This is a genomic window from Streptomyces sp. NPDC093064, assembly GCF_044754605.1.
In the GTDB taxonomy this organism is placed as follows: domain Bacteria; phylum Actinomycetota; class Actinomycetes; order Streptomycetales; family Streptomycetaceae; genus Streptomyces.
This window is the reverse complement of sequence record NZ_JBIVPK010000051.1, coordinates 1-12,223: the sequence shown is the minus strand read 5'-3', so window position 1 is coordinate 12,223 and position 12,223 is coordinate 1. Positions and strand designations below refer to the sequence as shown.

At 72.5% G+C, this 12,223-nt stretch carries 6 protein-coding genes and 1 pseudogene; 3 read left to right on the top strand and 4 right to left on the bottom strand.

The genetic code is table 11. The features are described 5' to 3' along the window. Nucleotides 1–312 precede the first annotated feature (312 nt). Nucleotides 313–1,503 carry a cytochrome P450 gene (locus ACIQFZ_RS35950; RefSeq protein WP_365778525.1) on the top strand — a complete coding sequence of 397 codons (1,191 nt, stop codon included), beginning with the start codon at nt 313–315 and terminating at the stop codon, nt 1,501–1,503. 152 nt (nt 1,504–1,655) lie between these two features. On the opposite strand, the gene ACIQFZ_RS35945 is transcribed toward ACIQFZ_RS35950, so the two are convergent. Genes ACIQFZ_RS35945 through ACIQFZ_RS35930 form a run of 4 tightly spaced genes read right to left on the bottom strand, consistent with a single transcriptional unit; the run spans nt 1,656 to nt 5,581 of the window. Beyond that, nucleotides 1,656–1,856: a ferredoxin gene (locus ACIQFZ_RS35945; protein WP_376399344.1), complete on the bottom strand. Its 201-nt coding sequence runs from the start codon at nt 1,854–1,856 to the stop codon at nt 1,656–1,658. 51 nt (nt 1,857–1,907) lie between these two features. Further along, nucleotides 1,908–3,107 (bottom strand): cytochrome P450, encoded by a 1,200-nt coding sequence (locus tag ACIQFZ_RS35940; protein WP_402693198.1) that lies wholly within the window; start codon nt 3,105–3,107, stop codon nt 1,908–1,910. Then, nucleotides 3,107–4,165: a DegT/DnrJ/EryC1/StrS family aminotransferase gene (locus ACIQFZ_RS35935; protein ID WP_402693197.1), complete on the bottom strand. Its 1,059-nt coding sequence runs from the start codon at nt 4,163–4,165 to the stop codon at nt 3,107–3,109. Before ACIQFZ_RS35935 ends, ACIQFZ_RS35940 begins: the two co-directional genes overlap by 1 nt. Nucleotides 4,166–4,189: 24 nt before the next feature. Then, a complete protein-coding gene (locus ACIQFZ_RS35930) occupies nt 4,190–5,581 on the bottom strand; it encodes a glycosyltransferase (protein ID WP_402693196.1) in 1,392 nt (463 codons plus the stop codon). Nucleotides 5,582–5,956: 375 nt separating this feature from the next. Between ACIQFZ_RS35930 and ACIQFZ_RS35925 the strand changes: the two are divergent. Beyond that, a pseudogene (locus ACIQFZ_RS35925) lies at nt 5,957–10,036 on the top strand (type I polyketide synthase); the annotation flags it as partial. A gap of 46 nt (nt 10,037–10,082) precedes the next feature. Next, nucleotides 10,083–12,223, top strand: a 2,141-nt coding sequence (locus ACIQFZ_RS35920) for a type I polyketide synthase (RefSeq protein ID WP_402693195.1), incomplete at its 3' end; no start/stop codon positions are given.

Sequence of the window (12,223 nt, the reverse complement as noted above, 5' to 3'; positions counted from 1 at the left end):
CGGTCGGTGCACGCCAACCCGGCCGGGTCCTTCCTGTCCCCCCACCGCATCCGGGGCGCCGCCCTCTCACACGGCGTCGCCCCGGGTGCGACAGCGGCCCCCAGGGCCTCTCGTTTGGATCATGCCGGGCTCGCGGGGCCTCGCACCGCACCTCGCGGCGTTGTCGTCGGTTGTCAGGGCTCCGCCCTGCCGCCCTCCTCCGCCTTGCGAGGCACGGCACCAGGCCCCGCTCCCTGATCCGGCCTGATCCAAACGAAAGACCCCAGCCGGGGACCCGCGCACATCACCACTGCCCCAAGGAGTAGCAGTCCCATGGTCAACCCCACGCCGCCGCCCTCTCTCGAGGACGCCGCGCCCTCGGTGCTCCGCCTCAGCCCGCTGCTGCGCGAGCTCCAGATGCGCGCTCCCGTCACCAGGATCACCACCCCGGCCGGCGACGAGGGCTGGCTGGTGACCCGGCACGCCGAGCTGAAGCAGTTGCTGCACGACGAGCGTCTGGCCCGCGCGCACGCCGACCCGGCCAACGCGCCCCGCTACGTCAAGAACCCGTTGATGGACCTGCTCATCATGGGCGACGTCGAGGCGGCCCGCGCCGCGCACGCCGAGCTGCGCACCCTGCTCACCCCGCAGTTCTCCGCCCGCCGGGTGCTCAACATGATGCCCGTGGTGGAGGGGATCGCGGAGCAGATCCTGAACGGCTTCGCCGCCCAGGAGCGCCCCGCCGACCTGCGCGGCAACTTCTCGCTGCCGTACTCGCTGACCGTGCTGTGCGCCCTGATCGGCATCCCGATGCAGGAGCAGGGCCGGCTGCTGGCGGTGCTGGGCGAGATGGCCACGCTGAACGACGCGGAGAGCGTCGCCAAGAGCCAGGCGGAGCTGTTCGGGATGCTGGTCGAACTGGCCGGCCGCAAGCGGGCCGAGCCCGGGGACGACGTGATCTCCCGGCTGTGCCAGACGGTCCCCGAGGACGAGCGCATCGGCCCCATCGCCGCGAGCCTGCTCTTCGCCGGCCTTGACAGCGTCGCCACCCATGTCGACCTGGGCGTCGTGCTGTTCACGCAGTACCCCGACCAGCTTGCGGAGGCACTCGCCGACGAGAAGCTGATGAAGAGCGGCGTCGAGGAGATCCTGCGGGCCGCGAAGGCCGGCGGCTCGGGTGCCGCGCTGCCGCGCTACGCCACCGACGACATCACGATCGGCGACGTCACCATGCGCACCGGCGACCTGGTGCTGCTCGACTTCACGCTGGTCAACTTCGACGAGGCGGTCTTCGACGAGCCGGAGGTCTTCGACATCCGCCGCGCGCCCAACGAGCACCTCACGTTCGGGCACGGCATGTGGCACTGCATCGGGGCCCCGCTGGCCCGGATGATGCTGAAGACCGCCTACACGCAGCTGTTCACCCGGCTGCCCGGTCTGAAGCTGGCCCGCCCGGTGGAGGAGCTCCAGGTGACGTCCGGCCAGCTCAACGGCGGCCTCACCGAACTCCCCGTCACCTGGTGACACCGCGCGCCCCGAGACCAGCGGCGGCCCCCGCTGCCTGACGAGTGGGGGCCGCCGCTTTTCCCGTACTCAGGGCCGGACGAGAGGCCCTGGGGTCTTTCGTTCGGATCAGGCCAGACCTCGCGAGCCCGGCGTGATCCGAACGAGAGCCCCTAGTCCTCCACGACTGTGATCGCCATCGACGGGCAGACCACCGCCGCCTCCCGGACCGCGTCCAGCGTGGCCGGGTCCGACGGCTGTACGAGGACGGTCACCAGGCCGTCGTCGTCCTGGTCGAACACGTCCGACACGGTCAGCACGCACTGTCCGGCACCGACGCAGCGATCGATGTCCACGTTGACGCGCACCATCATTCCTCCAGGGTCGTTCCATCGGGCCGGCCGCCGCGGCGGCCGGCCCGTCGCTCAGCTCCAGGTGACGGGCAGCTCGTGCAGACCGAACAGCACGCCGTCGTACTTCAGGGACAACTCCTTGACCGGCACGGCCAGTTCGAGGGTCGGGATGCGCTCGAACAGGGTCCGGTAGGCGATCTCCATCTCCACCCGCACCAGGTTCTGCCCGAGGCACTGGTGGACGCCGTACCCGAACGCCACGTGCGAGCGCGCGGAACGCTCCGGGTTGAACTCGTCGGGCTTGTCGAAGACCGAACCGTCGTGGTTGGCCGCGGCGATCAGCGGCACGATGCCCTCACCGGCCTTGATCAGCTGGCCGCCGATCTCCACGTCCTCCACCGCCACCCGGAAGGACACCAGGTCGGCGACCGAGTAGTAGCGCAGCATCTCCTCCACGATGCGGTCGTCGCCGATCCACTTCGGGTTGGTCAGCAACTGGACGACGCCCAGGCCGATGTTGTTCGCCGTGGTCTCGTGCCCCGCGATGAGCAGGAGCATCGACACCCCGGACAGCTCCTGCCGGGACATGGTGCCGGCCTGGATCAGTCGGCTGATCAGGTCCTCGCCGGGGCGGCGGTCCTTGATCTGGATGAGCCGGTTCAGATAGCGCAGCAGCGCCTTGGAGGCCGCGTCGCGTTCCTCGTCGGTGGAGCTGAGGGTCACCAGGACCCTCGTCTTCGCCTCGAAGAAGTCCCGGTCCGCCTTGGGCACCCCGAGCAGGTCGGAGATGACCAGCGACGGCACCGACAGCGCGAAGTCCGCGATCAGGTCGGCCGAGTCACCCGCGGCGAGCATCGCGTCGATCCGCTCGTCCACGATCTGCTGGATCGCCGGACGCAGCTCCCGCACCTTGCGCACGGTGAACTCCGGGATCAGCGTCTTGCGGAACCGGTCGTGCTCCGGGGGATCCAGTGCCACGAACCAGCCCGGGACCTCCGACTGCGAGGGGGCGCCGCCGGTGCGTCGCGCCCTCGGGAAGCCCGGGCGGGAGGGGTCCGCGCTGATCCGGGGGTCCGTCAGCACGGCCCGCACGTCCTCGTGCCGCGTCACCAGCCACACCGGGCCGCTGGCGGGCAGTTCGGAGCGGACCAGGCCCTCGCCCGCCCGGTAGTCGGCGTACTCCGGCGGCGGGAAGGGACGTCCCGGCCGCCGCAGTGGGAAGGCGACCGGGCAGCCCGGAGCGAACGTCGTCGTCTCGGCGTCGGCGGTCATCACTTGGCTCCGTAGAAGTCGCGAATCCGGTCGGTGATGAACTCCTGCTCCTGCGCGGTCAGTCCGGTGTGCGTCGGCAGGTAGAACCCGTCCTCGCTGAGCCGGGAGGCGTTCAGCGACGGCCAGTCGGCGTCGAAGTAGCCCGGCTGGCGGCTCATCGGCTTGAAGAACACCCGGGTCTCGATGCCCTGGTCGGCCAGGTACGCGCACAGCTCGTCGCGCCGCTCGGCCCGCAGGTCGTACATCCACAGCACGTCGCGGGCCGGCATCAGCGTGATGCCGGGCACGTCCCGCAGCGCCTCGTCGTAGCGCTTCTCGATGTCGCGGCGGGTCGCGAGGATGGTGTCCAGCTGCTCGGTCTGCGCGAGCGCCACCGCGGCCTGCATGTTCGTCATGCGGAAGTTGTAGGCCAGCTTCTTGTGCAGGAAGCTGTGGTCCTTGGTGAACGCCATCGCCCGCAGATGCGCCATCTGCTCGGCCAGATGGGCGTCCCGGGTCAGGCACACCCCGCCCTCACCCGCCGTGATGATCTTGTTGGCGAACAGCGAGAAGCAGGCGATGTCGCCCACCGGCCGCACCCCGTGCGCCTCGGCCGAGTCCTCGACGACCCGCAGGTTGTACTCGTACGCCAGGTTCATGATGGCGTCCATGTCGCACTGCCGGCCGTAGATGTGCACCGGCATGATCACCTTGGTGCGCGGGGTGATCTTCTCCTCGATGCGGGAGACGTCGATGTTCAGGTCGTCGCCGCAGTCCACGAACACCGGGGTCGCCCCCGTGTAGGTGACCGCCCACGCGCTCGCGATCATCGTGAACTCCGGGACGATCACCTCGTCGCCGGGGCCGACGCCCAGCGCCCGCAGCGCCAGCGTCAGCGCGGTGGTGCCCGAGGAGCAGGCGACACCGTGCGGCATGTCGTTGTAGGCGGCGAACGCCTCCTCGAACCGCCGGACGTACGGGCCCTGCGACGAGATCCAGCCGCCGCCGACGGCCTCCGTCACATACTCGAGCTCGCGGCCCTTCAGCCACGGCATGGAGACCGGATACGTATAGGACATCCTTGACTTCCTCGAATTCCTCGGTCAGTCGTTTGCCAGGACGGGGAGGCCGAGCAGCAGGTCCGCGGCGGCGGTACGACCGCCCGCGGCCTTCAGCAACCCGGCGTAGTGCTCGGCGCGTTCGGTGAAGGACGGCTCGTCGAGCACGCGGGTGATCTTGTCGAGGACGTCGTCCGTGTCCACGGTCTCGGGGCGGTCGACGGTCAGGCTCACGCCGAAGTCCTGGCCGCGCACGGCCTGGTCGTCGCAGTCCACCCACAACGGCCGTACCACCAGCGGCTTTCCGAAGTACAGGCCCTCGTGGTAGCCGTTGCCGCCGGCGTGCGTGAAGAACACCTTGACGTTCGGGTGCGCCAGCACGTCCAGCTGCGAGGGCACCCAGCTCTCGATCCGCAGGTTCGCGGGCAGTTCCTCGGCCGCCGGCAGCAGGTGCTGCTGCTCGCGCGGCAGCTTCCACAGCACCTGATGGCCCTCGCCCTCCAGTCGGCGGGCCACCTCCACCAGCGAGGCGACCTGCTCCCGGGTGAGACGGGTGATGGTGCCGAAGCCCATGAAGACCACGGACTTCTGCTCCGCCAGCCAGTCCGAAAGACCGTCGTCGTCCGGCGCCTGCGGCAGCGGCGGCACCAGCGTGCCCACCAGCCGCACCTTCTCGTGCATCGGGAACGGGTAGTCCAGTTCGGCCACCGAGTAGCACAGCACCTGCTCGGCGTGGTCGATGCGCGCCATCATCTGCCGCGCCTCGGGGGAGATGCCCAGCTCGCCGCGGATGCGGTTGTCCTCCTCGACGACCTCGCGCATCTCCTTCGACATGAACATTCCGAGCGTGCGCACCCGGAACAGCTCGTTCTCCACGCGCTGAGCGACCGTCATCCTCCCGGGCAGGCCCGAGTGCGGCACCGGGAAACCGGACGGCGTGTACGACTTGGCGAACGGCACGTGCGAGGTCAGCACGTTGCTCGGCAGGAACGGCACCCCGAGCACGAACGGGATCCCCTTGGTGATCGCCAGCTCGTACCCGAACTGGCACATGCTCTCGATCACCATCAGGGCGGGCTGGACCTCCTCGACGACCTTCTCCAGCGCCCGGTACTTCTCCACCCGGGTCTCGGGCGCGAAGGAGTGCCGGATGACCGCGCGGTGCGCCTTGAAACGGGATCGCTGCGTCACCTCGGCATAGGTGTCGTCGTCCCAGGTGACCGCCGACATCTGCGACACCGTGTCGCCGAGCGAGGCGAACCGCAGCGAACTGCCCACCGACGACGACTCGATCTGGTCCCGCGCCTTCTCGTCCGTGGCGAACCACAGATCCTCCACACCACGCCGGGACAATTCCTCGGCCAGTACGAGCAGCGGATTGAGAAGACCGCTTTCGGCATAACTGACGAACAGGATCGGCCGCTTGTGCGCGCCCATGGACAACACCCTTCGGAAAGTCGCGGACCGCGCGGGCCCGCACGCCTCGCGTCCACCCACCGAATGTCGCCGGATGACCGCATTCGCCGACGCCGCCGCCTGTCGCGCACGCCGTCACAGGACACCGCCGACCCCGCCGCGCGGCGCACCGCGCCGCTCGGGAGAAGCGTGCCGCTGACTTCGTCTCACGCCAGGGTCCGGGGAATCCCTAGTCTTCGCCCGAGAGCGGGGGTTTTTGGTGCCGTTCGGACGCGGCCGGGCACCGAACGGCGTGATTCCTTAGGGAAAAGTACAGCCTTCGCGCCCCTACGATCCGGCACGCAGAGGTGGCCACAGGACCGACTTTTCCGCAGGGGTGAGCGAGGCATGACGATCGGAGCCGACGAGGACCCGGTGGTGGTCGTCGGAATGGCCTGCCGTTTCCCGGGAGGCGTCGAAGGACCCGAGGACCTGTGGGAACTGGTCCGCTCCGGCCGCGACGCCACCGGGCCGTTCCCCGGCGACCGCGGCTGGGACCTGGCCGCCCTGACCGGCGACGGGCCGGACCACAGCGTGACCCACCGCGGCGGATTCCTCGCCGCGGCCGCCGACTTCGACGCCGGCTTCTTCGGGATGTCGCCCCGCGAGGCCGTCTCCACCGACCCGCAGCAGCGGCTCGTCCTGGAGACCTCCTGGGAGGCACTCGAACACGCCGGCATCGATCCGCACACCCTGCGGGGCGCCCGCACCGGCGTCTTCGTCGGCACCAACGGCCAGGACTACGCGGCCGTCACCAACGCCTCCTCCGAGGACCTCACCGGACACGCCCTCACCGGCCTGTCGCCGAGCATCGCCTCCGGGCGGCTCGCCTACTTCCTCGGCCTCGAAGGACCCGCCGTCACCCTCGACACGGCGTCCTCCTCGTCCCTGGTGGCCCTCCACTACGCGCTGCGCTCGGTGCGGTCGGGGGAGTGCACCACGGCCCTCGCCGGCGGCGTCACCGTGATGTCCACGCCGGTCGGGTTCATCGCCTACACCCGGCAGGGCGGTCTCGCCGCCGACGGCCGCTGCAAGGTCTTCTCCGACGACGCCGACGGCACCACCTGGGCGGAGGGCGCCGGCATGGTCGTGCTGGAGCGCCTGTCCACCGCCCGCGCCGCCGGGCACCCCGTCCTCGCCGTGCTGCGCGGCTCCGCCGTCAACCAGGACGGCGCCTCCGGCGGGCTCACCGCCCCCAGCGGACCGGCCCAGGAACGCGTCGTCCGCGAGGCCCTCGCCGACGCCGGACTCGGTCCCGCCGACATCGACCTCGTCGAGGCCCACGGCACCGGCACCCGGCTCGGCGACCCCGTCGAGGCCAGAGCCCTGATCGCCACCTACGGCCAGGACCGCGACGGCGGACAACCGCTGCGCCTCGGCTCCCTGAAGTCGAACATCGGGCACGCGCAGGCCGCCGCCGGCATCGGCGGACTCATCAAGGCTGTCCAGGCGATGCGCCACGGCCTGATGCCGCGGACCCTGAACGTCTCCGCGCCCACCCGGCACGTCGACTGGCCGGCCGGCGCCGTCGAACTCCTCACCGAGGCCCTGCCCTGGCCCGGTACCGGCCGCCCGCGCCGGGCCGCCGTGTCCTCCTTCGGCATCAGCGGCACCAACGCGCACGTCATCGTCGAGGAGGCACCCGCCGCCGAGCCCGCCGCACCCGCCCCCGCCATCGCCGTGCCCGCGGCGGACGCCGTGGCGTGGCCGGTGTCCGCGGCCTCCCCGCAGGCCCTCGACGCCCAGATCGACCGCCTCACCTCCTTCGTCCGCGCCCGCCCCGGCCTCGACCCGCTGGACGTCGGCCACTCCCTGGCCACCGGCCGGGCCGCGCTGCGCCACCGCGCCGTGCTGACGCCGTCCGGCGACGGCGCCGTGGAGCGCGCCCGCGGCGAGGCCGCCCCCCGCGCCGCCGCCGTCCTCTTCTCCGGGCAGGGCTCCCAGCGGCTCGGCATGGGCCGTGAACTCGCCGCCCGCTTCCCGGTGTTCGCCGAAGCCCTGGAGACCGTCCTGGCCGCCCTGGACCCTGAACTGGAGCGTCCGGTGCGGTCCGTGATGTGGGGCGAGGACCCCGCCGAACTCGACCGCACCGGATGGACCCAGCCCGCCCTGTTCGCCTTCGAGGTCGCCCTCTACCGGCTCGCCGAGTCCTTCGGACTGCGCCCCGGCGCCGTCGGCGGCCACTCCGTCGGCGAGATCGCCGCCGCGCACGTCGCCGGGGTGTTCACCCTTCAGGACGCCGCCCGCCTGGTCGCCGCCCGCGCCACCCTGATGCAGGCACTGCCCGCCGGCGGCGCCATGTCCGCCGTCGAGGCGTCCGAGGACGAGGTCCTCCCGCTGCTCGGCGGCGACGTCTCCCTCGCCGCCGTCAACGGCCCCACCGCGGTCGTCGTCTCCGGCGTCGAGGACGCCGTGGAGCGGGTCGCGGCCCACTTCGCCGCCCAGGGCCGCCGCACCAGCCGCCTCGCGGTCTCGCACGCCTTCCACTCGCCGCTGATGGAGCCGATGCTCGACGCCTTCCGGGACGTCGTCGCCCAGCTCACCTTCCACGAGCCGGCGCTGCCGGTCATGTCCAACCTCACCGGTGAACTGGCCGGTGCCGAGATCGCCACCCCCGAGTACTGGGTGCGGCACGTGCGCGGCACCGTCCGCTTCGCCGACGGCGTGACGGCCCTGCGCGAGCACGGCACCGACCTGCTGATCGAGCTGGGGCCCGGCAGCGTCCTCACCGCCCTCGCCCGCACCGTCCTCGGCCCGGACACCCCGGTCGACACCGTCCCCACCCTCCGCAAGGACCAGCACGAGGAGGCGGCCCTCACCGCCGCGCTCGGCCGGCTCTACGTCCTCGGCGTGCCCGTCGACTGGTCCGCCCTCTACACCGGCACCGCAGCCCGCCGCACCGACCTGCCGACGTACGCCTTCCAGCGCGCCCGGCACTGGCCCGCCCCGGGCCGCCCCGGCAGCGCCGCCCCCGCGGGCGGCGGCCACCCGTTGCTCGGCCCGGCCGTCGAACTCGCCGACGGCGGCACGGTGTCCGTGGCGACGCTCTCCGCCGCCACCCATCCCTGGCTCGCCGACCACGCCGTCGCCGGACGCGTCCTGCTGCCCGCCGCGGTGCTCGTGGAACTCGCCGTCCGCGCGGGCGACGACACGGGATGCGACGTCCTGCACGAACTCGCCCTGGTCGAGGCGCCCGTCCTGTACGACGGCGACACCCTGAACCTCCAGGTCCGGGTCGGCTCCGCCGACGAGGCCGGCAGGCGCACCGTCACCGTCCACTCCCGCCCCGGCGGCACCCCCACCGAGCCCTGGACCCAGCGGGCCGGCGGCCTCCTCGGCACCGCACCCGGCACCGCCGCGGCCCCCGACACCTCCTTCGCCACCGCCTGGCCCCCGCCGGGCGCCGAACCCCTCGACCTCGACGACCACTACGAGCGGCTCGTCGACGACGGCCTCGACCTCGGACCCGCCTTCCGCGGCCTGCGCGCCGCCTGGCGCCACGACGGGGCGGTTCTCGCCGAGGTCGAACTCCCGGCCGGCACCACCGACGACCCCGGCGCCTACGGGATGCACCCCGCGCTCCTCGACGCCGCCCGGCACGCCGCCCTCACCACGACCGGCACGCTCCCCGTCGCCTGGCGCGGGGTCCGGCTGCACGCCGTCGGCGCCACCGCCCTGCGGGTGCGGATCGGCACCGCCGACGTCGGCGCCCCGACCCTGACCGCCGCCGACGTCACCGGCGCCCCGGTGCTCACCGCCGACGCCGTCGTCGTACGGCAGCTCACCGAGCAGGAGCGCACCGCCCCCCGGCCGCCCACACGCACCCGGATCCAGGACACCGCGCCGCCGCGCCGCACCCGGCCCGTCGCCGCCGCACCCGGCGCCGCCCCCGCCGAGCCGTCCGCGGTCCCGGCGCCCGACGCCTTCGCGGCCGAGATTGCCGCCCTGGCCCCGGCCGAGCGCGACCGCCGGCTCGTCGGCCTGGTGCGGACCCAGGCGGCGGCGGTCCTCGGCCACCAGGGCCCGGACGCGGTCGGACCCCGCGCGGTCTTCAAGGAACTGGGCTTCGACTCGCTGGCCGGCGTGGAACTCGGCGACCGCCTCACGGCGCTGACCGGACTGCGGCTGCCGGCCACCCTCGTCTTCAACTTCCCCACCCCCGAACTCGCCGCCCGGCGCATCGGGGAACTCCTCGTCGCATCCGGCTCCCCGCCCCAGGGATCGTGCGACGACGAACTCACCAGGTTCGAGGCCATCGTGCGGACCTTGCCGGACGACGATCCCGAACGCCGGGCCGTCGCCGACCGACTGGACGCACTCGTCGCCTCGCTCCGCCGGAACTCCGCCCCTCAGGAGGACTTCTCCGACGAGGACATCGGCTCGGTGTCGGTCGACAGGCTGCTCGACATCATCGATGAAGAGTTCGAAACCACATAGCGGATTCTCAGCTTTCGTTCGCGACCCGATGACGAGGACGGACCCGATGCCGGAACCCCAGCAGAACCAGCAGGAAAAAGTTGTCGACTACCTTCGCCGGGTCACCAACGATCTGCGACGCGCCCGCCGCCGGATAGGCGAGCTGGAATCCCGCGACAACGAGCCCGTCGCGATCGTCGGAATGAGCTGCCGGCTGCCCGGCGGAGTGAGCTCGCCGGAATCCCTGTGGGAACTCGTGGAATCCGGCGGGGACGCCATTTCCGGATTTCCCGCCGACCGCGGCTGGGACATCGAGGCGCTCACCGGAAACGGCGAGGGAAGCAGCTCCACACACGAAGGCGGATTCCTCTACGAGGCCACCGACTTCGACGCCGGGTTCTTCGGCATATCGCCGCGCGAGGCGACCGCCATGGACCCGCAGCAGCGCCTGCTGCTCGAAGTCTCCTGGGAGGCCCTGGAGCGGGCCGGCATCGCCCCCACCTCCCTGCGCGGCAGCGCGACCGGCGTGTTCGTGGGCTCCTACCACTGGGGCGCCCCCTCCGCGGACACCGCGGCCGAACTCCACGGCCACGCCCTGACCGGCACCGCCGCCAGCGTGCTGTCCGGCCGTCTCTCCTACGTCTACGGTCTCGAGGGCCCGGCGGTCACCGTCGACACCGCGTGCTCCTCCTCCCTCGTCGCCCTGCACATGGCGGCCCGGTCGCTGCGCAGCGGGGAGTCCTCGCTCGCCGTCGTCGGCGGCGTCACCATCCTCGCCGAGCCGTCCGTCTTCGTGGAGTTCAGCGCCCAGGGCGGCCTGGCCCCCGACGGCCGCTGCAAGGCGTTCTCCGACGAGGCCGACGGCACCGGCTGGGGCGAGGGCGTCGGTGTCCTCGTCGTCGAGCGGCTCTCCGACGCCGTCCGCAACGGCCACCCCGTCCTCGCCGTGCTGCGCGGCTCCGCCGTCAACCAGGATGGCGCCTCCAACGGACTGACCGCCCCCAACGGCCGCGCCCAGGAACAGGTCATCCGCCAGGCCCTGAGCAACTGCGGCCTCACCGGCGCCGACGTCGACGCCGTCGAGGCGCACGGCACCGGCACCCGCCTGGGCGACCCCATCGAGGCGCAGGCCCTGCTCGCCACCTACGGCCAGGAGCACGGCCCCGAACAGCCCCTGTGGCTGGGCTCTTTGAAGTCCAACATCGGCCACACCCAGGCCGCCGCGGGTGTCGCGGGCGTCATCAAGATGGTCATGGCGCTGCGTCACGGCGTGCTGCCCCGGACCCTGCACGCCGCGTCGCCCTCCACCCACGTCGACTGGGAGTCGGGCCACGTCCGCCTCTTGAGCGAGGCCACCGACTGGCCGGAGAGCGGCCGCCCGCGCCGGGCCGCCGTGTCCTCGTTCGGCATCAGCGGCACCAATGCCCACGCCGTCCTGGAGCAGGCCCCCGTGCCCGCCGAGGACGCCGGGGCCGAGGACGCCCCGCAGCAGCCGGCCGTCGTGCCGGGCGCCCTGCCGTGGCTGCTCTCCGCCCACTCCGAGCAGGCGCTCCGCGACCAGGCCGCCGCCCTCGTCACCCGCCTCGACGCCGACACCGAGCCGCGCCCCCAGGACGTCGGCCACAGCCTGCTCTCCTCCCGGGCCCTGCTGGAGCGCCGGGCCGTCGTCGTCGCGGCCGGCCGCGACGACCTGCTCACCGGCAGCCGCGCGCTGGCCGAGGGCCAGTCCTGGAGCGGGCTCGTCGAGGGCGCCGCCGACGTCGAGGGTCGTACGGTCTTCGTGTTCCCCGGTCAGGGCTCGCAGTGGGTGGGCATGGGTTCCCAACTCCTGGACGAGTCGCCGGTGTTCGCCGGGCGGATCGCCGAGTGCGCGGACGTGCTGGCCGAGTTCACGGACTGGAACCTGATCGACGTCCTGCGGGGCGCGGAGGGTGCGCCGGCGCTGGAGCGTGTCGACGTGGTCCAGCCGGCGTCGTTCGCGGTGATGGTGTCTCTGGCCGCGGTGTGGCGGGGGCAGGGTGTGGAGCCGGACGCGGTGGTGGGTCACTCGCAGGGCGAGATCGCCGCGGCTGTGGTGTCCGGTGCGTTGTCGCTGCGTGACGGTGCGCGGGTGGTGGCGCTGCGGAGCCAGGCCATCGGGCGCAGCCTCGCGGGGCGGGGCGGCATGATGTCGGTGGCGCTTCCGGTGGCCGATGTGGAAACCCGTCT